Origin of the sequence: Thiohalocapsa halophila, from assembly GCF_016583825.1 — a bacterium.
GTDB classification, from domain to species: Bacteria; Pseudomonadota; Gammaproteobacteria; order Chromatiales; family Chromatiaceae; genus Thiohalocapsa; species Thiohalocapsa halophila.
Genome location: NZ_NRRV01000063.1, coordinates 1 through 22,401, shown reverse-complemented (window position 1 = coordinate 22,401; position 22,401 = coordinate 1). Strand labels below are relative to the sequence as shown.

12 protein-coding genes are annotated in these 22,401 nt (G+C 67.9%); 4 read left to right on the top strand and 8 right to left on the bottom strand.

Features of this window, described 5'->3' with window-relative positions:
- Positions 1 to 36: 36 nt before the first annotated feature.
- The 6 genes from CKO31_RS20245 to CKO31_RS20220 all read right to left on the bottom strand — a co-directional run bounded on the left by CKO31_RS20245 (position 37) and on the right by CKO31_RS20220 (position 14,774).
- Positions 37 to 381 (bottom strand): ribulose bisphosphate carboxylase small subunit, encoded by a 345-nt coding sequence (locus CKO31_RS20245; RefSeq protein ID WP_200240879.1) that lies wholly within the window; start codon positions 379 to 381, stop codon positions 37 to 39.
- A gap of 96 nt (positions 382 to 477) precedes the next feature.
- Entirely contained in the window at positions 478 to 1,893 is a 1,416-nt protein-coding gene (locus CKO31_RS20240) for a form I ribulose bisphosphate carboxylase large subunit (RefSeq protein ID WP_200240876.1), read from the bottom strand.
- A gap of 387 nt (positions 1,894 to 2,280) precedes the next feature.
- Positions 2,281 to 10,398: an SdrD B-like domain-containing protein gene (locus tag CKO31_RS20235; protein ID WP_200240875.1), complete on the bottom strand. Its 8,118-nt coding sequence runs from the start codon at positions 10,396 to 10,398 to the stop codon at positions 2,281 to 2,283.
- A gap of 1,408 nt (positions 10,399 to 11,806) precedes the next feature.
- On the bottom strand, positions 11,807 to 12,523 hold the full coding sequence (locus CKO31_RS20230) for a PEP-CTERM sorting domain-containing protein (RefSeq protein ID WP_200240873.1): 717 nt from the start codon (positions 12,521 to 12,523) through the stop codon (positions 11,807 to 11,809).
- A 705-nt stretch (positions 12,524 to 13,228) separates the two neighbouring features.
- A complete protein-coding gene (gene djlA / locus CKO31_RS20225) occupies positions 13,229 to 14,107 on the bottom strand; it encodes a co-chaperone DjlA (protein WP_200240872.1) in 879 nt (292 codons plus the stop codon).
- Between the two features lies 1 nt (position 14,108).
- Positions 14,109 to 14,774, bottom strand: a complete 666-nt coding sequence (locus CKO31_RS20220; RefSeq protein WP_200240871.1) for an energy-coupling factor ABC transporter permease — start codon at positions 14,772 to 14,774, stop codon at positions 14,109 to 14,111.
- Positions 14,775 to 15,293: 519 nt separating this feature from the next.
- Here CKO31_RS20220 and CKO31_RS20215 point away from each other — a divergent pair.
- Entirely contained in the window at positions 15,294 to 16,334 is a 1,041-nt protein-coding gene (locus tag CKO31_RS20215; RefSeq protein ID WP_200240870.1) for an NADP(H)-dependent aldo-keto reductase, read from the top strand.
- A gap of 80 nt (positions 16,335 to 16,414) precedes the next feature.
- Here CKO31_RS20215 and lgt read toward each other — a convergent pair whose 3' ends face one another.
- Complete coding sequence (gene lgt, locus CKO31_RS20210) at positions 16,415 to 17,281, bottom strand: prolipoprotein diacylglyceryl transferase (protein ID WP_200240869.1); 867 nt, start codon at positions 17,279 to 17,281, stop codon at positions 16,415 to 16,417.
- Between the two features lie 224 nt (positions 17,282 to 17,505).
- Between lgt and CKO31_RS20205 the strand changes: the two genes are divergently transcribed.
- The 3 genes from CKO31_RS20205 (at position 17,506) to CKO31_RS20195 (ending at position 21,316) form a co-directional block, all read left to right on the top strand.
- A complete protein-coding gene (locus CKO31_RS20205; RefSeq protein ID WP_200240868.1) occupies positions 17,506 to 18,984 on the top strand; it encodes a TldD/PmbA family protein in 1,479 nt (492 codons plus the stop codon).
- Complete coding sequence (locus CKO31_RS20200; protein WP_200240867.1) at positions 18,981 to 20,300, top strand: metallopeptidase TldD-related protein; 1,320 nt, start codon at positions 18,981 to 18,983, stop codon at positions 20,298 to 20,300. The genes CKO31_RS20205 and CKO31_RS20200 overlap by 4 nt, the downstream gene beginning before the upstream one ends.
- A 308-nt stretch (positions 20,301 to 20,608) precedes the next feature.
- Positions 20,609 to 21,316 (top strand): class I SAM-dependent methyltransferase, encoded by a 708-nt coding sequence (locus CKO31_RS20195; protein ID WP_200240866.1) that lies wholly within the window; start codon positions 20,609 to 20,611, stop codon positions 21,314 to 21,316.
- Between the two features lie 137 nt (positions 21,317 to 21,453).
- Here the strand turns inward: CKO31_RS20195 and bchO are convergent, their stop codons facing one another.
- Complete coding sequence (gene bchO / locus CKO31_RS20190) at positions 21,454 to 22,356, bottom strand: alpha/beta fold hydrolase BchO (RefSeq protein WP_200240864.1); 903 nt, start codon at positions 22,354 to 22,356, stop codon at positions 21,454 to 21,456.
- Between the last annotated feature and the right edge of the window lie 45 nt (positions 22,357 to 22,401).

Genomic DNA, 22,401 nt, shown 5'->3' with positions numbered 1-22,401 from the left:
TCGCGCGCAAGCAAGCCGGGGCAGCCGGGTGCGGGATCAGCCCCGGCCGTGGAAGACCACGAAGGCCGAGCCCTGGCTCTGTGTGTAATTGTCGTAGCCGGTGAGCTTCACGTGATGGTCTGGGTAAGACCGATGACAGGCCTCCAGCTCCGCCACCACGTCGCCCAGCTCCTGGGCGCCGAAAAAGGGCAGCTTCCACATGGTCCAGTAGTCGTCCATGGCTTGGCTCGGGTGCACGTGCTCGATGGCCGGCGTCCAGCCCTGGGCCAGGATGTAGGCGATCTGGGTGTAGATCTCGTCCTGGCTCATGGGCGGGAGGAAACCGAAGGTCTCCAGGGTCTGCTTGGTCTGGTAGTCACCAGTGGTGTTCTGAAAAGACATGGCGTCGTTCCTGCGTATGCGGTTGATCTGGCGCTCGGTGGGCGGTGCCCGAGCCGCCGGTCGGGGCGGCGGGTCCGCGTGGAGGTCGTGAACGGGCTACTTGACGTCGAGCTTGTCGACGGTCTCGAACTCGAACTTGATCTCCTTCCAGGTCTCCATGGCGATGGCCAGCTCGGGGCTGTGCTGGGCCGCCTCGCTGAGGATGTCGCGGGCCTCTTTCTCGATCTCCCGGCCCTCGTTGCGGGCCTTGACCGAGGCCTCCAGGGCGACGCGGTTGGCGGCGGCGCCGGCGGCGTTGCCCCAGGGATGGCCCTGGGTGCCGCCGCCGAACTGCAGCATGGAGTCGTCGCCGAAGATCGTGACCAGCGCCGGCATGTGCCAGACGTGGATACCGCCGGAGGCGACCGCGAAGACGCCGGGCATGGAGCCCCAGTCCTGGTCGAAGAAGACGCCGCGGGAGCGGTCTTCCGGCACGAAGGACTCGCGCAGCTGGTCGACGAAGCCGAGGGTGGAGGCGCGGTCGCCCTCCAGCTTGCCGACCACGGTGCCGGTGTGCAGGTGGTCGCCGCCCGACAGGCGCAGGCACTTGGCCAGCACGCGGAAGTGGATACCGTGCTTGGGATGACGGTCGATGACGGCGTGCATGGCACGGTGGATGTGCAGCAGCATGCCGTTCTCGCGGCACCAGTTGGCCAGACCGGTGTTGGCGGTGAAGCCGCCGGTCAGGAAGTCGTGCATCATGATGGGCGAGCCGACTTCCTTGGCGAACTCGGCACGCTTGTACATCTCTTCCGGCGTGGCCGCGGTGACGTTCAGGTAGTGGCCCTTGCGCTCGCCGGTCTCGGCCTGTGCCTTTTGGAGGGCCTCGCCGACGAACTCGAAGCGGTCACGCCAGCGCATGAAGGGCTGGGAGTTGACGTTCTCGTCGTCCTTGGTCATGTCCAGACCGCCGCGCAGGCACTCATACACGGCGCGGCCGTAGTTCTTGGCCGACAGGCCCAGCTTCGGCTTGATGGTGGCGCCGAGCAGCGGGCGGCCGTACTTGTTCAGGCGGTCACGCTCCAGCTGGATGCCGGCGGGCGGGCCGCCGCAGGTCTTGATGTAGGCGATGGGGAAGCGGATGTCTTCCAGACGCAGGTGGCGCAGGGCCTTGAAGCCGAACACGTTGCCGACCAGGGAGGTCAGCACGTTGACCACGGAGCCTTCCTCGAACAGGTCGATGGGGTAGGCGACGAAGGCGTAGAAGGACTCGTTGTCGCCCGGCACGTCCTCGATGCGGTAGGCGCGGCCCTTGTAGTACTCCAGGTCGGTGAGGAGCTCCGACCACACCGTGGACCAGGTGCCGGTGGAGGACTCGGCGGCCACGGCAGCAGCAACCTCTTCGCGCGGTACGCCCGGCTGGCCGGTGACCTTGAAGCAGGCCAGCAGGTCGGTGTCCAGCGGGACGTAGTCCGGCGTCCAGTACATGTCCCGGTATTCTTTGACACCGGCGTCGTATTTCTTCGCGCTCATGCTCAGCTCCCGTGGTTTGTTCTGCGTCTGCTTCGCCTGTCGAAGCTGTGGAAATTCCGGCCCGGAAAGATACGCCGAACGGTCGTTAGAGCGAAATCGATTGTTTCAATCCGAGATATGGGATTCTATCTATAGGTTGACCTGCCGCACCCGATGCGCTGGCGTGCCCGACCCAGCCCCCTATTCTCGCGCGTCAAGCAGGGAAAAAAAAGGGCGGGCGACTCGCGTCGCCCGCCCTTAAGACCAGTGCAATCCGAAAAGCCCGGCTTGAAGTCGATTTGTTGCCGGGCGACGGGAGAGCCTGGTGCCACGCCCGTCGATTCGATCTCCGCTCGTCGGCGCGCCCTGCCGGGACGACGGCGGCGCCGCCGCCCCGGCTTGGCAGCCCTAGTCCATGGGCACGTAGGTCAGGTCATCGGTGATGAGCCAGCGGTCCAGCTTGGTGCCGTCCTCGCGGTAGGCCAGCTCTAGGGTGTGGCGGCCGGGCTCCAGGTACAGCTCCAGCGGCGCATCGCCGGCGTCGGCATCGTGCACCTGGTCCCAGACCCAGTTCCGGCCGCGCTCGATGCCGTTCCAGCGTACCCAGTCACCGCCGTCGATGCGCACCCAGAAGGAGTCATCGCGCCCGTCCTCGGCGATGACGCGTCCGAACAGGGTGTAGACGCCGGCGCGGTCCACGTCGAAGGCGTAGCTCGCCCGTCCCCGATCACTGCGGTGCGGTCGCCGCGTGCTGGTCTTACCGCGCTTGATTTCGAGGTAGCGCCCGCCGACGGCGTCGGGGTCGCGGTGCGTGCGCCACCACCGCCCGAGCCGGCCATCCTCGGCCTCCAGGGTCAGCGTGACGGGTCCGGCAGGCGCCGCCCCACCGCTAGCCGCCTGGCTCGGCGGGTCCGTATTGGGGTCCAGCCCGAGGTCCGGGGTGATCAGGACCTGGTCCAGCTTGGCGCCGTCCTCGCGGTAGGCCACCTCCAGGGTGTTGGCGCCGGCCGGCAGATGGAGCAGGACTTCGGCGTTGCCGTCATCGCTGTCGTGCAGGCTGTCCCAGTGCCAGCTGTCCTGCCAGTCGATGCCGTTCCATTTGATCCAGTCGCCGCCGTTGACGCGCACCCAGAAGGAGTCGTCGTGGTCGCCGGGGGTGAAGACCCGTCCCCAGAGGCGATGGGTGCCGGCCTGGCTCACGTCGAAGTCGTAACGCGCGATGCCGCGATGGTCCGGGTGGCTGTACTCGTTGCGACCGTTCTGGACGCTCAGATAGGCGCCGCCGGAGGCATCGTTGTCGTGGTGCACCCGCCAGCGGGGCCCGAGGTCGCCGCTCTCAGCCTCCAGCAGGACGTGCGCGGGCGTGTCGCCGCCGCCCGCGGCCGCGTCGTCATCCTGGCCCCCGGAGCCGGCGCCGCCGCCGGACACCGGGCAGCTCTCCTCCGTAGTGAGCGGGATGTAGCCCTGCTTCTTTTTGCCCGTGGAGGCCGTGTCGCCGCCGTTGACGTTGAGGTGGATCTCGATCTCGTCATAACTGCCCGGCGCGAGGTCGAAGGACGCCTCGTAGCCGCGCACCTCGCCGCCGATGGTCACCCAGGCGAAGTCCGCCGAGCTGCCGTCCACCTGGGTGCTGCTGCCAAGGTCATAGACCTTCACCCAGGCGTCCTGCGCGGACTGGCTGACCTGGTTGCCGGGGGTGGCCAGCACCAGCACGTAGAGCGTGCCGTCGCTGTAGCGCACATAGGCATCGGCCAGGTGGTCCTTATCGGGCCTGCCCGCCTCGTACAGCTTGGCGAAAAAGTCCGCATTCAGGTCCCAGTCGCCGCTGTCGCCATCGATGCTCGGCGTCGGACAGGTGCCGCCACCGGAGCCGCCGCCGGACTCCACCACGACCTCCGAGGTGTCCGCGTCCGTCACGGTGTCGCCCTGCTCGCCCGTTGCGGTGGCGAAGACCTCGTTGACGAAGCCCTCACTGCTGCCGCCGCTGGCGACGATCTTGACGTTGTCGACCTTGAACATCTCGTGGTCGCCGCCGTACTTGTGGGCCACCCGGAAGCGCAACGTGGTCTGCCCGCTGATGAAGGCGCTGATGTCGACGGTCTCCGACTTGGCGCTGGTCTGCTTCCCGGTGAACGCCTTCAGGGTCTGCCAAGTGCTGCCGCCGTCGGCGGACAGCTCCAGCACCACCTTGTCGTCGTGGTCGACACCCCAGTGGGTGTTCCACTCGAACGTCAGTGTCGCCGTGTCCGCCCCGGACAGGTTCGCCGTGCGCTGGATGCTCGGATCTTCGCCGGTGTCGTAGTAGTCGTTCATCCAGATCTTGCCGTTGCTGCCGGCCATGACGCGGCCCGAGCTCGGGTCCTGGCTCGGGCGCACGCCCCGCACCTTGTGGTTGCGCGGATCGTACTCGACCCAGGGACCGGTCCAGCTGGTGTCGCCGTCGTCGCCGTCATAGGCACCCGCTTGGATGTCGTCGGCGAAGGTCCGGGTGCCGCCGCCGGCGGCGAGCGTGGTGGAGCAGGTATAGGTCTCCACCTGTGCCGGCTCCAGGGCCGCAAAGCTCGCGTTGCAGGCCGACACCAGCGGATCATCGATCTCCACGTCGGTCAGGCGCTCGTCGCCGGTGTTGCGCACCGCGATCTCGAACTCGACCTCAGCGCCCGGCGCGAAGGTCCGCTGATCGGGACCCTCGGCCTGCTTGCGGACATCGATCGCGGGCGTCGTCGCCGGCGGGGTCGGGCCGTCTTCGACCTCGACGGTGGAGCGGTCGCAGTCCGCCACTTCGATACCGCCGCCAACGCCGGTGACGCAGGCCTCGTTGACGAAGCCGCCGCTGCCGCCGCCCTCGACGTCCACGACGACATTGTCGACCTTGAACATCTCGTGATCGCCGCCGTACTTGTGCGCCACGCGGTAGCGGATCACGGTCTCTGCGGCCGCATAGGCCGTGATATCCAGCTCCTCGGCGGTCATGGTCTGGCACAGCTTCTGACCCTCGGCATTGCGGTCGTCGCCGTCGAAGCCCGTGAAAGCCTTCAGCTCCGCCCAGCTGGCGCCGCCGTCGTCGGAGATCTCCAGCACGATCTTGTCGTCCCGATCGACACCGCAGTGCACGGTCCAGTCGAAGCTCAGCGTCGCGCGGGTGGCGCCGGCAATGTCCAGCGCACGCGCGATGCTGGGCTCGGTGCCCGTGTTCCAGTAGTCGTTCAGCCAGATCTGCTCATTGCTGCCGATGCGCACGCGGCCGCTTAGCGGATCCTGTGCTGCGCCGTGGTCGTTGGCCACGTCGTACTCCACCCAGGGGCCGGACCAGTTGTCGCTGCCACCGTCGAAGACCCGCTCGCTGAAGTCGTCTTCGAAGGTCTGACCTGCGACGCCGGCGCTGACCGGCTGGATGCAGGTGTGGCTCGCGCTTTCGCCGACGCCGAGGCTCGGCACCGTAAACTCGCAAGACGGCACCTGCGGGTCGGCCACGACGATGTTGGTCAGCGGATCTTCGCCGGTATTGGTGACCACCAGCTCGAAGCTCGCATCGCCGCCCGGCGCCAGGCTCTGGGTGTCCTCACCCTCGGCGTTCTTGCGGATATCGATATCCGGGCAGAAGGCGAGGCTGGCCACCGAGCCGCTGCTCGGGAAGTGCACCACCAGCTTGCTGGCGTTCTCCACATCGAGCTCGACTTCCTGGTAGCTGTTGTTGCCCAGGCCCTGGATCCAGCCGAGCCCGATCGAATTGCCGTCGGCATCGAAGGCCTCGATGAAGCCGCCGTCCTCGCCATAGTCGATGTCGAGGATGCCGACGCTGTCCACCCGGGTCGGGTTGTCGAAGGTGAAGACGATGTTACCGCCGCGGTAGTCGTCGTCCGGGTCGCTGCTGTCGAGATCCTCCGAGACGATCAGCACGTTGCCGAGCGCACGGCGGTTGGTCTCGCCATAGCTGCCGACGCCGGGACCGCCGTACTGCTCGTTCGGCGAGCCGAGGTCGGGGTCGCCGCCGGTGGGGCTCGACGAGTCGAAGATCATCGCGACGTTGTCATCGCCGAAGCGGCTGCCGGTCGCTTTGATGCTCACGCCCATGAACTGATCACCGACGATGTCGCCTGCAGACAGCCCGCCCAGATCGAAATCGATGGACGGAATGCAGACGCCTCCCGGCGGCAGCGGCTCGAAGAAGCCCTGGTCCAGGGTCAAGTCCTCGCCGCCCGAGGCCAGGGTCGTCACCGCGGTCACCAGGCCATCGCTATCGGCACTATCATCGCCGCCCTGGTCCTTCGGGCTGATCTCCAAGCCTGCGGGCTGCTCGAAGGCCACGCAGTAGTCGCCCGGGGCCAAGTCCTCGAAGCCGTAGCTGCCGTCGGCGGCCGTGGTGGTGGTCGCCAGCGGCGTGCCGCCGGTCTCGCAGGTGCCGCCGGCGGCGCCCGGATAGAGGCTGACGCTCACGTCCTCGATGCCGCTTTCGCCGGCGTCCTGAATGCCGTCACGGTCTGCGTCCAGGAAGACGAAGTCGCCGAGGCGGGCCAGCTCCACCAGGCCGCAATCGATGGTCAGATTGCTGTCGCCGGCGGCGAGGCTGTGGGTGCCCATGGCGCCGGTGCCGGGGTCGGCATTGCTGTCCTTGTCGGTGACCGAGCCCTGATCGAAGGGCGTGGTGTAGGCATAGCCCGTCGGCGGGGTGCAGGTCAGGCTGTAGTCGCCCGCTGGCAGCTCGTCGAACAGGTACAGCCCGTCGCTGCCGGTCACGACACTGTCGCTGAAGCTATTGGGACCGGAGATGGTCACAGTCGCCCCGGCGACGCCCGGCTCACCGTCCTGGCGGATGCCGTCGCCGTTTTGGTCGAGGAAGACCTCGTTGCCGATCTCCGCCAGCGGCGGCGGCAGCAGGCCGGCATCCCAGGTGTCGTCGTAGACGCCCGAGGGCAGCTGGATCTGGCCCGTGCTGCCGGTGGTCGGATCGGCATCGCTGTCGGCGGCGTCGTCGACGCCGGCCGTGTTCGCCTCCGTCAGCTCACGCGAGGGCGTGAAGGTGACCTCGTAGCAGCCGGGCACCAGGTTGTCGAACAGGTACTGGCCGTTGGCGTCGGTGGTCGTGCCGGTCACGGCATTGCCGTCGGCGTCGGTCACGGAGTTGCCGCTGCAGTCCGTCAGTGAGACCGGCACGCCGGCCACCGGGGGCTCGCCGCCGTCCTGCCGACCGTTCTGGTTGGTGTCCTCGAACACCAGGTCACCGAGGCTCGCGGTCTGCCAGAGACCGCCGTCCCAACGCCGATCAACGGTGCGCGACGGCAGCGTGATGGTCTGGCTGGTGACGCAGGCCAGCGGATCACCGCTGTAGCCCTCCGGCGGGCGCACATCGCTATCGCCGGTCTCGGTGCCGACGTTCAGCTCGGTGCAGGTGTAGCTCGCGTCGGGGCGGATGATCTCGACACAGTAGTCGCCGGGCTCGCGCGGGCCGAAGAGGTAGAAGCCCTCGCCGTCGGTGGTCTGCGTGTCAAGGATGCCGCCGATCTCGGCGCTGTCGCAGCGGCTGCCGGTGCTTGCATCGGCGGTCGGGGCCGGCTCGCGCAGGTTCACGGTGATACCGGACAGACCGGTGCCGCATTCGCTGCCGGTATCGCTGCCGTCGGTCTCGCCGATGATGCCGTCGCCGTCGGTGTCGCCGCAGTTCTGGCGGCCGTCGGCGTTGGTGTCGATGAAGACGCGGTCACCGAGCGCGGCCTGGCAGTAGAGCCCGGCATCGCGGGTCATATCGGTGTCGTTGAAGCCGAGGCCGAAGCTCGCGGTCTCGCCGTCGGCGTTGACGTCGCTGTCCGCGGTGTCGTCGCCGCCCTGGTCCTGCGGGCTGAAGGCGACCGGGCCCAGGTCCGTGCCAGTATCCGGGTCGACACAGAAATCCGCCGGCGGCGTGAACTGCAGGCAGTAGTCGCCGCCGAGCAGGTTCTCGAACATGTACAGACCGCCGGCGGTGGTGAGGTCCGACACCAGCTCCGAATCGAATTCGCAGGCGCCGCCGTCGAGGTTCTCGTATAGGGCCACCGTGCAGCCTGGGATACCGGGCTCCTGATCGTCCTGGATGCCGTTGCCGTTCAGGTCGTGGAAGCAGTAGTCGCCGAGCGCGGCGACGGGCGTGAAGGCGCCGGCGTCGCGGGTGAGGTCGCGCTCTTGGGAGGCCACATCGAAGCAGCCGGTGAGGCCGGTGGTGCGGTCGGCGTCGCTGTCGAAGGCGTCGTCGACCTCATTGACCAGGGTCAGCTCGAAGCCCAGCGCCTCCAGCGCGGCCTTGTCGAAGCCGACGGCATAGCTGCCGGGGCTCACCAGGGCCTCATAGAAGCCGTCGTCATCGGTGGTCAGCGTCGCCACGGCCGTGGTGGTATCCGGGGTGCCGTCGACACAGGCATAGACCTTGACCTCGATGTCGGCGATGCCGGGCTCGGCCGTGGTATCGGTACTCTGCTCGCCGTCGATTTGGGCCGTGTCATTCCACAGCCGATCACCAATGCGGGCCTGGCAGTAAATGCCAGCGTCGCGGGTCGGGTCGGTGGTGTTATCCGGCAGGAAGAAGGGCGCGACGACGCCGTTGGCATCGGCGTCGCTGTCGATGCCGTCGTCGGTGCCCGCGTCCTGGCTAGTGAAGACCGGGTCGCCGTAATCGACGCCGTCGACGACGCAGAAGTCCGTTGGCGGCACGAATTCGACGCAGTAGCCGCCGGCGAAGACCTCGCCGCTGTCATAGACCCCGTTGGCGTCGGTGAAGGCCGTGCCCAGCAGGGTGCCTTGCGGGGCGCCGTTGCCGTCGACACCGGTGCAGCTCTCGTAGAGCTGGACGGTGGCGCCCGGAACGCCGTCCTCGCCACCGTCCTGGATGCCGTTGCCGTTCCTGTCGTGGAAAAGCGTGTCGCCGAAGCGCGAGCCGGGGGCCGCGGTGAAGACGCCGGCGTCGAGGGTCAGGTCTTGCTCGTTGGAGGCGAGCTGGACGACACAGCCGGTGGAGCCGGTGTTGTTCACGTCGCTGTCGCTGGTGTCGTTGCCGAAGTCGCGATCGGTAAAGCCGGTGCTGTCGCCCGGGCGCGTAAACTCGATGGCATAGACCTGGCCGGGCTGGACGGTGAAGCCGTAGATGCCGTCAGTGCCGGTGGTGGCGGTATCCGCAAGGCCCGTTGTGTTGCCGTTGAGGCCGTCGCAGCGCCAGAGGTTGACCTCTTGGCCTTCGATGCCGGGCTCGCCGCTCTCCTGCTGGCCGTTCTTCATGGTCTGGTCGCCGTCGTCCCAAAGCCGGTCACCGACTTGGGCCGGGCAGACGACGCCGGCGTCCAGGGAGTTGTCTTGCAGGCCGTCGATCAAGCTGACGCTCTCGCTGACACCACTCGCGTCGACGTCGCTGTCGACCTCGTTGTCGGTGCCGACGTTCGCGTCCGTGAAGGCGACATCGCCATAGTCGCAGATGCCGTCGGGCTCGGTGACGACGACGCAGTAGTCGCCCGCGGCCAGATTCTCGAAGCCGTAGAAGCCTTGGCTGTCCGTGCTGGTGGTGAGCGGATTGCCATCGGCGTCGGTCAGCGCTGCGCTGGTGTCACAGACGCCGTTGTCGGCAGGATGCAGCGTCACCGGCACATTGCCGATGCCGCTGAAGCATTCGGGGTAGGCGTTCGGATCGAAGCCGGCGGCGGTCAGCTCAGCCGCGGTCTCGTTGCCGACGACGTTGTCGCCGTTGACGTTGGGGCAATCCTGGACGCCGTTGCCGTTCAGGTCCTCAAAGACCCGGTCGCCGAGGGAGGCGATGCCGCCGGGCGGTGTGAGGCCGGGGATCGGGCCGATACGCCCTTTGACGCGGCCGGTCGAGCTGCGAAAGTCCTGCGCGAAGCTGCCGGCGAAGGTCGAGCCCTCGATGACGGCCGCGAACCCGATATCACCGCCAAGCTGAATCAGGCCATCATCGACCCAGCGCCCGCCAGTAGCAGTAATGCGGAAATCGAAGTTGTCCGTGCGGCTGATGTCGCTAAAGCCCATCGCGGTCACCTCACCGGTGAGGAGAACACCGCTTGGACGACCTTGAATCTCTCCTTCAATGATGAAGTTATCGTCTCCGGCGGGCACGACTGCACACGACGCTGCGCCGGCATCAGCAGGCGAGCAGTTGCCGACAACAATGGTCATCTCGACGCGATTGGATGCCGCGAAGGTCCAAAAGCTCGCGATCCCTGCGGTGAACTCGGTCGACCCGGGCTGCCCGACCAGCGTTAGGGCGCGGGTGCCGGCGTCATAGTCAAAGCTTCCGGGGCCGGCGAGGTCGGTCTCAGGTAGCTGAATGTCGGCGCCGACGCCGAGGGTGGCCGCAGGCGCCATCTGAGCTAGTCCGAGCCCCATGGAGACGGCGGTTACGATGCCGAGTGCGCTCTGGCTGCGGCGTGATGGGCTGATGCGAAGGCGCTGTGCCCCCGAAGTGTCGGTTGCGGCGCTCGTCGGCGTCTTGTGCGCGCGCTCTGCACCGTCGAAGACGCCGAGAAGCCGGCCGAAGATTGATCTTTTATTCATGGCGTTGCGTGGCTGTGTGTGATCTGAGGGCTTGTCGTGCGGAACCTGTCGCGCGCTGCGACGCGCACCCGAGGCTGTCGCCCGAGCGGGGCCCGAGCGAGATACGAAAGTTTCCTTGGGCGTAGCTGCACGACACATGCCCCTAAGCCACCCGCTTAGGGGACACAGCGCCATAGGGGGGAATGAGCTGACCCGGCTAACGGAAAAGCCCGATACAGCGAGCCAAGTGATTTAAGAATCAGGGAATTTTCTCGCTCTTGAATCCGAGCGAAACGGTCTGGATTAGACGCCCTAGGCCGGTGTCTTAGGGCAAATTCAGCCGGATGCCTGTCTTGGAACGCCCAAGCTGCTTACGCGCGACCGAGCCGATGTCGTGGCCGGCGCAGCGCCGGCACGCTGCGTGGCCGTGCGCTTTGCCAAGCGCCGTTTGCATTTTGCGACGCGATCTGCAAATTTCGAACGCGATGCGCAGCGGGAGGACCATGCGCCGACCCAAGCGCGAGCCGCCAGGACGGCCTGACACGGATAGAGGTTTTGTTGCGCGAGTGAATGCGTTGCCAGACTTGGTCCCTGCTCCAGCAGACGCCCACATCTGATTGCCCGTGCGCAGAGTCGACTCCCATGACTGCTTGGGCGGATACCCAGCGGTCAGTCACCGGAGATTGATCCTAGATCGGTATTTGAGCCAAGAAGAGCGGGAAGAACACGAAGGGACTCAGCAGGATACGCAAGCTCGCGCCTTCACCCGCCAAGTGAGCGAGCTCCCTAGGCCCCTTAATCTTCGGGTGCTTGTCTTTCTTCGTCCGCTTCGTGGTGAACTGCTCTTTTTACGTTGATGGCTTGCAAAACAACGCTAGCGTTGCGCCAGTCTCGGCGGGGGCGACTAAAGGCCCCGGTCACAACTCCAACCACCTGAGCAGGCGCAGAGCGTAGGGTGGACAAGCGCAGCGCAGTCCACCAGCCTGCGGGCAGCGCTGGGGTGGACTTCGCTGGCGCTCGTCCACCCTAAGGCCCGCACTAACGATCACGCCGCGGGGGCGCAGCCAGGGCTTCCAGCCCTGATTGTGTCGAGCCGGGATGGTCTGGCTAAGCAGTCTCAGCGCCCAAGGCGGCCGGAGTGATGATCAAGGCCCGACTGAAGCCCACAGGTGGGCGCGCGCCGCTGGACACGCACCGCAACGGCGGTCAACGACAGCGGTCGAAGCTGGGGCATCGCGGCGGGGTCGCACAGACAGAAGGGCGGGGGAGCGACCGCTTGCAAAAAGGGGGAGGCTCGGCGAGTGAAAGCGGGGATGGAAGGGGCGTAGAGGCAGGGTGGTCACGCCGAGCTTGGGCCCTGCTGGGGTCTTGGGCTGGCGTCTTGAGCTGGGGCGGCGGCCCGCACCCGCCCCAGTCGGCGTCGAATGCCTTAGGCGGCGGCGCGCAGCCTATGCCTCCTGACTGCGCCGAGCCCGAGTAGACCGAAGCCGAGCAGCAGCACCGTCGCCGGGACCGGGACGGAGGTATCGGAGGTCAGATTGCTCCCCGCAAAGTCCACATCGCCGGCCAGCCAGCTGTTGTCCGAAAACGTGCTGCCAGAGCCCGTTAGAGCACTGGTGGTGGACGCGATGCTCAGGGCAAAGTCATCGAGGTATAGGTCCAGCTCCGGGGCAGCGCTAGCAAGATCCGTAAGCAGGAATTCGAAGGTGCCGTTTCCATCCCCGCTACCGCTGAAGCCGAAGTCGAAGATCTGGCCACTGAGCATGACCGTTCCATCAGAGATCGAACCAGCAGCCGTGTTGAAGCCGCCGGTGCCGGCGGTGATTGTCAAGGAACCGCTGTTGAGAACGCTACCTTGGGATCCAAACACCGCTGAGAGATTGTAATCTGCGTTGCCCGAACCGGCGAAATCCCCCGCCGCGTTCGTGAAAAAGCCGCCCCCGTCGTTTGCCGTCAGGTTAAAGACACCGGTGTTCGCTATATAACTGACGTCCAACCCTGATACCTGGATATCTGGATTAAAGTTATCCCTGTCCAGTGCTGACTTAAAGGTCGCAAAAGCAGGCTGTACCCCGAGCGTCAGCGCACCGAGCATGAGCGCACCGGCGAGCCCTCGGCCGCTCAGTGGAAAGGTTGTCGAGGTCATCAGGGGGATCTCCTATTTTTCGTGTCTTGGGAAAGCAGTGTGGATAGCTGAGCGAACGATGGAGCGGCTCGGGCTCGTGCGGGCTCTTCGTTATTGGCAATTTCCCGCTAGCAGCGGCCGTCTCGGGGCTGCACTAGCCCTGGCCGCCCCTGTTTAGTAGCCGGCCCTTAGGGCTCGCCGCCGAAACGCTGCAAGTCTCACGCCAGCCCATGCGAGGCACGCAAAAACAACCCCTTAGGTACAGACCGGACAATCCCGGATGGCCGCATCGCTGGGGACTGTAAAGAAACCTGACAGCTGCACCGTGCAAACCCGCGACTCAACAATCGTCCTGCGAATGCCGCATTCGCACATAACTTGCTGGCAGAAAAACTTTTTTATTTCGGACGCCGCAGACATTCGGCGCCTGCCGGAGTGCGGGTCTCGGCTTGGGTGCGACGGAACTGTAAAGACCCTTAAACACAGCGGCGGCGATAGAGCCGGTGCCGCGCGCATCCCCCTTCAGCCGGTGAGGCCGAGCGCGTCGCAGCAGCGCGGTTGCCGGCGTTCTCGCCGCGCGCCCGGTCACGCCCGCACCAGCCCCTCCACGAGCCGCAGGCCCACTGGGCGCAACGCCACCCAATCGCGCAGGCTTGGCTCCGCCGGGGCTGCGGCGCGGCGACATCGTTCCTGCCCGCGCGTCGGGGTGCCGGCGAGCGCCCGCCGCTAACCGGCCGCCCGCGACGCCTGAATCATCTCGTAGGCCTGGCGGATCTCGTGGGTCTTTTGGCTCGCGAGCTTGATCATGTCCTCCGGCAGGCCCTTGGAGACGAGCTTGTCCGGGTGGTGCTGGCTCAAGAGCTTGCGGTAGGCGCGCTTGATGGCGTCGTCGGAGTCCTTGGGCTGAACGCCGAGCACCGCGTAGGCCTCCTTCAGCGAGGGCCCGGCGCTGGGTGCGCGGCGTCCGGCGCCGCTGCCGCCGGATGCGCGCCCGGCGCCCTGCTGCCAGCCCTGTTGCCAACCGGCCTGCCAGCCGCCGGCGCGGCCCTCGGCGAAGCGCTGCTGCATCCGGATCAGATTCTCCAGCTGGCGGAACAGCACCGGCGAGACGCCAAGTCCGGCGCGGATCTGCTCCAGCACCTGGCGCTTGGCGGCGGAGGGCTCGCCGTCGGCATAAGCCGCTTGCAGCTGCACCTCCAGGAACAACTGAATCAGCAGGCGCCGGCCCATGCACTCGCGGCGGAAGCGGGCGATGACGCCGTTCAGATCGAAGCCCGGCTCCTTGCCCTGGCGGAACAGCGCGATGGCGGCGCTGCGGCGCTCGCCGGAGAGCTGGAGGCGCGACATCACTGTCTCGGCCAGCGCGATCTCGCGCTCGGAGACCCGCCCATCGGCCTTCGCGATGTGCCCCATTACCGAGAAGGTGGCGGCGAAGAAGGCGCTCTCGATGCGGCGGCGGTCGCCGAAGGGCAGGCCGTAGTCCTCGGACAGCCGCTTCACGCCGCGGTCGACGCCGTGGCCCAGCGTCGCGCCCAGCAATGCTCCAATAGGCCCGCCGGCGGCGAAGCCCAGCAGGCCGCCGACGACCTTCCCGAACCAGCTCACGTCACTTGCCTTTCAGATACTGCTCGTCGGAGAAGGAGTAAACCCATTCCGGGCGGAAGGCAACCAGGATGACCATGATCCAGCCGTTCAGCATCGCCTCCGGCAGGAACATGAGCGGGAAGAAGGGCAGGACGGTCTGGCTCAGCTCGGCGAAGGTGTAGGCCCCGCTGCCCACCAGCAGCCAGGCCGCCATGTAGCCCATGGCCACGCCGACCAGGCCGGCCGTGGCGAAGCCGTTGACCAGCACGTAGACGAAAAATTGCTTGGGCAGGTAGTGGCGGATCAGCACCAGCGCGATCTGCGTCAGCGTGATGGGGAGGATGCCGCTCACCAGGGCGTTGAGCGCGAAGCCCTCCCAGGCCATGCCGCCGTTGATGTAGACGCCGAGCAGCGCCAGCGACGCGGCGATGACGGCGAAGGACCAGCTGAGAATCAGCGTGACCGCCGTCAGGCCGAGCAGGTGGTAGTCCAGCCCCGGCTGCACCTGTGTGTCCATCTGCCACAGGAACATCAGCAGCACGGTGGCGCCGAAGAACACATGCGTCAGGCGCGCCGCCAGCAGCCGGCGCCAGGGCGCCAGCCACAGGGCGAGCGCCAGGCATACCAGGTAGAGCACCAGGGCGGCCCAGGTGGCGGCGGAGCTGAAAAGGGCGGGGTCGAGGGTCATGGAGCAGAGAGTGCGTGGCGCCGGCTTGAGTTCCTCTTAACCGAACATCGGGTTCGGCAGTCTTAACACAAACACCAAGGCGGCGCCGCAACCCACCGCCGAACGCCGACCTGCAGCGCACAAATACGGGGACGTGATACCGAATGGCGCATCCATGCGCTGCGCCAGGCCCCGGAATCGGCCAGCACAATGATGGTGACGTTTTACGTAACGCCCTCCAAAAAACGCGGCATGCCCACAAACCTGGGGACATTATACTTAACAGTGGTCTACTTCCACGGCACGCCCCAGCCGAACGACCGCTAATGCCGGATGGTGCCTGAAGCTCGGGCGCTGTGTGCGGCGACGATTTCGGTGACAGTGTACTGAATCCATGTCGCGGCGGCCTGCGAGCGAGCCGATCTCCACACGGAAAGGCGTGGCACCCTTGGTCCACGCCGCCGCCGCGCTCAAATCAGGGCGTCGATCGACCGCACCCCGTCTCCAAGCCTTTGCAGAACAACTCAACCGGAACCGCCCATGCAATACCGCCCCCTTGGCCGCACCGACCTCAGCGTCAGCGCCGTTTGCCTCGGCACTATGACCTTCGGCGAGCAGAATACCGCCGCCGAGGCCGCCGAGCAGCTCGACCGTGCCGTCGCCGCCGGCGTCAACTTCATCGACACCGCGGAGATGTACCCGGTGCCACCTAAGGCCGAGACCATGGGCCGCACCGAGGAGTACATCGGCCGCTGGCTCGCCCAGCGCGGCGGCCGGGACAAGCTGATCATCGCCAGCAAGGTGGCGGGCCCCGGCGACTGGCTGCCCTACATCCGCGGCAGCAGCAACCGCCTGGACCGTCCGAACATCCAGCAGGCGCTCGAGGACAGCCTGCGCCGGCTCGGCACCGACTACCTGGACCTCTACCAGCTCCACTGGCCGGACCGCCAGACCAACTTCTTCGGCCGGCTCGGCTATGAGCATCCGCCGCAGGACGACAGCGTGCCGCTGCTAGAGACCCTGGAGGCGCTCGGCGAGCTGGTGCAATCCGGCAAGGTCCGCCACGTGGGCCTGTCCAACGAGACCCCCTGGGGCACCATGCGCTTCCTGGAGCTCGCGGAGCGCCACGGCCTGCCGCGCATGGTGAGCATCCAGAACCCCTACAGCCTGCTGAACCGCACCTTCGAGATCGGCCTCGCGGAGGTGGCCATCCGCGAGCAATGCGGCCTGTTGGCCTACTCGCCGCTGGCCTTCGGTGCGCTGAGCGGCAAGTATCTCAATGGCCAGCGCCCACCCAAGGGCCGGCTCACGCTGTTCTCGCGCTTCAACCGGTACTCCAACGACCAGGCCGTCGCCGCCACCGCCGAGTACGTGGCCGTCGCCCGCAAGCACGGCCTGGACCCGGCGCAGATGGCGCTGGCCTTCGTCACCAGCCGCCCCTTCGTCACGTCCAACATCATCGGCGCCACGACCCTGGCCCAGCTGGAGCAGAACCTCGCCAGCATGGACCTGGGGCTCTCGGAGGCGGTGCTGGAGGACATCGAGACCGTGCATACGCGCCAGCCGAATCCGAGTCCTTGAGCAGGGGCTGAGGGCTGAGGGCTGAGGGCTGAGGAGGGAGATCAGGTCAAACGGCGGGAGATCGACGCTTTGGGCGCCTATCAGCCGGTTGCGCGGTCCGTCGAGCGGCTCGAGCCCCGCTGACCATAGGCCAGCGCCAGCAGGAGGGCGCCGGCCAGCAGCATCGGCAGGGTCAGCAGCTGGCCCATGGTGAGCCAGTCGAAGGCGAGGTAGCCGATGTGGGCGTCCGGCTGGCGCACAAACTCCACCACAAAGCGGAACAGCCCGTACAGGAGCAGGAACAGCCCGGAGACGGCCATGATCGGCCGCGGACGGCTGGAGAACCACCAGAGCACCGCGAACAGCACCAGGCCCTCCAGCCCGGCCTCGTAGAGCTGGGAGGGGTGCAGCGGCGGGCTGAATTCGGCCCCCGCCGGCAGTCCGGCGCAATACTCCGGGAAGCGCACGCAGGGCAGCTGCATGGCCCAGGGCACCCAGGTGGCATGGCCCCAGAGCTCGCCGTTGATGAAGTTGCCGATGCGCCCGGCGAAGAGCCCCAGCGGCACCAGCGGCGCCACGAAGTCACCGACCTGGAAGTACTTGAGCTGGTACTTGCGCGCGAACAGGCCGATGGCGATGAGCACGCCGATGAGTCCGCCGTGGAAGGACATGCCGCCTTCCCAGACTTTAAGCGCGTTCAGCGGGTTGGCCAGGATCTGGTCATAGCCGTAGAAGAGCATGTAGCCGAGCCGGCCCCCGGCGATGACCCCAATGACGCTGTAGAACACCACGTCGTCCACCATGGCGGTGGTCCAGCCGGCGCCGGGCCCCGGGCCGGAGCGCGACGCCCGCCAGCGCCCGAGCAGCCAGGCGGCGGCGAAGCCGATGAGGTACATGAGGCCGTACCAGTGCACCTTGAGCGGGCCCAGCTGGAAGGCGACGGGGTCGATGTCTGGGTAGGTCAGCATGGGCGCGGATGTTAGCACGCAGGCCGCGGTGCCCCGGCTGACCATCGCGTTGCCGTTGTATTGCCGTCGCGTGTCCGCAGTCGCCGCCAAGGCGACGAGCGGCACGCAAAACGGCCCCGACCCACCTGCACCCGGCCGGGATCATCCCCATAATTAAATGGACAAAGGAGCACGCGCCGCGCTTTTGCGGGCGTCCCCACAACCCGAGCTTCACCACTGTCGACATGAGTACCGCAACAGCCGTATCCCCGGAGCCCAGGCCGGATGAGCTCCGTGCCGTCGCCCGGCGCTTCGCCGACGCGGCACCCGCCTGCGACTACTGGACGCTGCGCTTGGTGGACGAGGTGCACGAAGGCCTCGCCGTGCGCGACGACGTGCCCGAGCCGAGCAGCATCGCCGCCAGCCGCGGCGCCATGGTCACCATCGTCGCCGACGGCGGCCTGGGCTATGCCGCCACCGCCGACCTCTCGCCCGCCGGCCTCGCCGCCGCCGCCGAGCGTGCGGCATCCGCCGCCGCGCTGCATGCCCGCCTGGGCCTCTTCGACGCCAAGCTCGCACCGCGCAGCGGCGTCCGCGACGAATACCACAGCCCGGTGGAGCAGCCTTGGGCGCAAATGACCCTCGCCGACAAGCTCGGCCTGCTCGGCGACGCCTGCGCCCGCCTCGACCGCGGCGAGCGCATCGTCGAGCGCGCCGCCTGGCTGGGCCACCGACGTGTCAACCAACTGCTGGTGAGCAGCGACGGCGCCCACATCGACCAGACCTTCGAGTACGTGCACTCGGGCCTCGCCGCCACCGCGCACATCAACGGCCAGACCCAGACCCGCACCGGCGGCGGCCACGACCGCCCCGGCCAGGGTGGGCTGGAGCGCCTGGCCACCGCCGCGCTGCTGGCGGACGCCGAGCGCGTGGCCGGCGAGGCCATCGCGCTCTGCGAGGCCCCGGAATGCCCGAGCGGCCAGATGGACCTGCTGCTGCTGCCGAGTCAGATGACGCTGCAGATCCACGAGTCCATCGGCCATCCGCTGGAGCTCGACCGCATCCTCGGCGACGAGCGCAACTATGCGGGCCTGAGCTTCGTCACACCGGACATGCTCGGCACCTACCGCTACGGGTCCTCGCTGCTCAACGTCACCTTCGACCCGACCCTGCCCGGCGAGGTGGCGAGCTATGCCGCCGACGACGACGGCACCCCCGCCCGGCGCGTGCACCTGATTCGCGACGGCATCCTGGAGCGGCCCCTGGGCGGCGAGCTGTCCCAGCGCCGCGCGCGCCTATCGGGCACCGCCTGCGCCCGCGCCTGCGCCTGGGACCGCCCGCCCATCGACCGCATGGCCAACATCAACCTGGTGCCCAACGAAGAGGGCCTGGACGAGATGATCGCCCGCGTCGAGCGCGGCGTGCTCATGGATACCAACCGCTCCTGGTCCATCGACGACAGCCGCAACAAGTTCCAGTTCAGCTGCCAGCTGGGCCGCCTCATCGAGGACGGCGAGCTCAAGGGCCTGGTGCGCAACCCCGGTTACCGCGGCGTCTCCGCGCGCTTCTGGCGCAGCCTCGACGGCGTCGGCAATCCGGAGACGCTGGAGGTGCGCGGCGTGCAGAACTGCGGCAAGGGCGAGCCGAACCAGTCGGTCTATGTGGGCCATGCCTCGCCGCCGTGCCTGTTCCGCGACATCGACGTCTTCGGAGGTGGGCTATGACACCGGATCGCTTCTTCGACCTGTTCTCGGCCCTGGAAGCCGACCTGGGCGGCGGCGAAGTCCTCTTCGCCGGTCTCGGCGCCGAGCGCTCGGACTTCGTGCGCCTGAGCCAAAACCGCGTGCGCCAGGCCGGCAGCGTGGACACCGCGGACCTCGGCCTCACCCTCATCGACGGCGCCCGCCAGGTGGAAGGCAGCTGCCAGCTCGGCGGCGATGCCGCGGGGGATCTCGGCCGCGCCCGCGCCCTGCTCGGGCAGCTGCGCCAGCGCATCGCCCATGTACCGGACGACCCCTTCCTGCACTACAGCCGCGAGCCGGCCAGCTCGGAGCGGCGCATCGACGCCGACCTGCCGCGGCCCGAGGAGGCCGTCGGCACCCTGACGGACCTCGCCGACGGGCTCGACCTGGTGGGCATCTGGGCCGCCGGCGACGTGGTGGAGGCGCTGGCCAGCTCCGTCGGCCACCGCCACTGGCACGCCAGCCGCAGCTTCAACCTGGACTGGTCCTGCTATCTGGACCGCGACAAGGCCGTCAAGGCCAGCTACTGCGGCTTCGACTGGCAGCCGGAGCAGCTTCGGCACAAGCTCGATCACCAGCGCGCCGACCTGGCGGTGCTGGGCCGCCCGGCGCGGCGCATCGAGCCGGGCCGCTACCGCGCCTACCTGGCGCCGGCGGCGCTCCAGGAGCTGATGGACCTGCTCGCCTGGGGCGGCTTCGGGCTGCGCGACCATCGCACCCAGCAGACGCCGCTGCTGAAACTCGCCACCGGCGAGGCGCAGCTGAGCCCGATGCTGACCGTCATCGAAGAGCACAAGCGCGGCCTCGCCCCCGGCTTCACCGCGGAAGGCTTCACCAAGCCCGAGCAGGTGTCGCTTATCGAGGAGGGCTGGTATCAGGACTGCCTCGCCGACGCCCGCAGCGCCAAGGAGTACGACGCCGCCGTCAATGCCGCAGCCGAGTATCCGGAGTCGCTCGCCATCGCGCCGGGCGACCTCGCCACCGCGGAGGCCCTGCGCCAGCTCGACACCGGCATCCTGATCGGCAACCTCTGGTACGGCAACTGGTCGGACCGCAACGCCTGCCGCATGACCGGCATGACCCGCTTCGGCACCTTCTGGGTGGAGCACGGCGAGCCGGTAGCACCGCTGGCGGTGATGCGCTTCGACGACAGCCTCTACCACCTGCTGGGCGACCGCCTGGAGGGCCTGACGCAAGAGCGCGAGCTGCTCTTGTCGGCGGAGACCTACGACGGGCGCAGCACCGACAGCGCCCTGCTGCCCGGCGCCCTGGTGAGCGGCATCGATCTGGCGCTGTAAGCCCGCCGCGGCAGCCGATCACAGGCGCCGGCCGCAGCCCGGGAGCGCCGGCTTTCAGCCGGCCGCGCCCGGTCGTCTGAGACTGGCCAAGCGTCCTGCGTAGGTCGGGCTGAGGAACGAAGCCCGACGCGCCAAAAGTCCTCCGTAGGTCGGGCTGAGGAACGAAGCCCGACGCGGCCCTCGACGCAGCCACCCGAGCATCGGCCCTCCTCCGTCGGCCCAACCCACGCCCTGTCGACATCGAGGCCGAAGACAATTCAGTATACCGTCCCCATAATTTAGACCACTCGTTTCCGCTCCCAAGCCCAATGCAGCTCAACGCCCCCGACCGCTATCGCACCGCCACCGAGATCGACGCCGTCGCGGAGCTGCTGGACCTGCGCGGCGCCCGCGTGCTGGAGCTCGGCTGCGGCGCGGCGCACACCACCCGCGCGCTGGTGGAGCAGCTCGGCGCTGCGGACGTCGTCGCCACGGAGGTGGACCGGGTGCAGCACCAGCAGAACCTCGGCGTCGACGATCTGCCGCAGGTGCGCTTCGTGCTCGGCGGGGCCGAGGCCATCGACGCGCCGGATGCGAGCTTCGATGCCGTGTGCATGTTCAAGTCCCTGCATCATGTGCCGGCGGCGGCCATGGACCGGGCGCTCGCGGAGATCCATCGGGTGCTGAGGCCGGGCGCTGCGGCGCTCTTCTCGGAGCCCGTCTACTGGGGGGCCTTCAACGACCTGATGGCCCTGATCCACGACGAGCGCGCGGTGCGCGAGGCCGCCTTCGAGGCGCTGTGCCGCGCCGTGACCGCCGGCCGGTTCCGCAGCGAGGCCGAGATCTTCATCGAGGTGCCCGGCACCTATCCGGATTGGGCCAGCTTCGCCGGGCGCTTTCTGGATGTCACCCACACCGCGCTGGACCTGGACGACCAGCGCCGGGCCGAGATCCGCGCCGCCTTCGAGGCACACCTGACGCCCACGGGCGCCCACTTCATGAAGCCACATCGGTTGGATGTGCTGCGAAAGGTCTGAGCCCCCGCGGGTGGGGGGAATCGGGCCCCGATCGCAACAGCGGCCTGCAACTGCGCGCCATGGGAGCGGCGTCCTCGCCGCGACTGGCCTCGATCACGCCGCGGACGGCGCTCCAACGGCGGTGGACGGGCGTACCATCATGGCCGTCGATCGAGCCCGGCCGCCTCGAAGATCAGCTCCGCGACATAGCCTGGGTCTTCTTCATGGGCGAGGTGGCCGAAGCCGCCGACGAGCTTCAGGCGGGCGCGGGGGTCCGCGGCCAGCACGCGCTCGGCCTCGGCCGGCGGGACGGTTTTGTCATTGCCGAAAGCCACCAGCAGCAGCTCCGGGTCCAGCTCCGGCAGGTCCCGGGCCAGGGGCTCCAGATCCCAGTTGGCCATCATATTGAGGGCGGCGGCGAGGTGGCCCGGGCTCGCGATGAGGCGGCGGTAGAAGGCGATGTCGCGCTCCGTGAGCTTGGAGCCGGTGCTGTCGGCGAGGCGCTGCACGCCCTTGGGGTCCTTGCGGGCGCCGTTGGCGAAGAACCTGGGCAGGAAGGAATTGCGGGCGAACAGCTTGGCCGCCGGCGAGAACCACTTGCCGGCGAAGCCCGTCAGCGGCATCAGCGCACCGGACAGGCTGACGATGAGCCGCGGCTCGATGAGGCGGTCCAGTGCCATCTGCACCAGCACCGCCGCGCCGGCAGAATGGCCGACACCGATCTCCGGCTCCAGCGCCAGCGTGCGCAGCAGCGCGCCGAGCTGCGCCGCCATGCAGCTGAGGCAGATCTCCGCAGGCGGTGGCGTCCCGGTGAAGGCGTGCCCGGGCAGGTCCGGGCAGACCACGGTGCAGCGCTGCGCCAACAGCGGCAAGAGCCCGCCGAAGGAGTGGGTGGAGGCCGCCGTGCCGTGCAGCAGCAGCAGCACCGGCCCGCTCCCCGCCACCTGCACATGCCAGGTCAGCCCCCCGGCCTCGACGAAGCGGCTGGCATCGCGGTTCGGCCAGTCGGCGCTGTCGCGCGTCCAATCGAGCTTGTTCTGGAGGACTTTGGCGGAAGTCATTGTTTTGGAGTGTCGAGTTTCGAGGGGCGAGGGGCGAGGGGCGAG

Coding starts and splice junctions, on each gene's coding strand:
- CKO31_RS20235 (WP_200240875.1), bottom strand. CDS start 10,398: ATGAATAAAAGATCAATCTTCGGCCGGCTTCTCGGCGTCTTCGACGGT.
- CKO31_RS20200 (WP_200240867.1), top strand. CDS start 18,981: ATGACACCGGATCGCTTCTTCGACCTGTTCTCGGCCCTGGAAGCCGAC.
- CKO31_RS20205 (WP_200240868.1), top strand. CDS start 17,506: ATGAGTACCGCAACAGCCGTATCCCCGGAGCCCAGGCCGGATGAGCTC.
- bchO (WP_200240864.1), bottom strand. CDS start 22,356: ATGACTTCCGCCAAAGTCCTCCAGAACAAGCTCGATTGGACGCGCGAC.
- CKO31_RS20240 (WP_200240876.1), bottom strand. CDS start 1,893: ATGAGCGCGAAGAAATACGACGCCGGTGTCAAAGAATACCGGGACATG.
- lgt (WP_200240869.1), bottom strand. CDS start 17,281: ATGCTGACCTACCCAGACATCGACCCCGTCGCCTTCCAGCTGGGCCCG.
- CKO31_RS20220 (WP_200240871.1), bottom strand. CDS start 14,774: ATGACCCTCGACCCCGCCCTTTTCAGCTCCGCCGCCACCTGGGCCGCC.
- CKO31_RS20195 (WP_200240866.1), top strand. CDS start 20,609: ATGCAGCTCAACGCCCCCGACCGCTATCGCACCGCCACCGAGATCGAC.
- CKO31_RS20215 (WP_200240870.1), top strand. CDS start 15,294: ATGCAATACCGCCCCCTTGGCCGCACCGACCTCAGCGTCAGCGCCGTT.
- CKO31_RS20230 (WP_200240873.1), bottom strand. CDS start 12,523: ATGACCTCGACAACCTTTCCACTGAGCGGCCGAGGGCTCGCCGGTGCG.
- CKO31_RS20245 (WP_200240879.1), bottom strand. CDS start 381: ATGTCTTTTCAGAACACCACTGGTGACTACCAGACCAAGCAGACCCTG.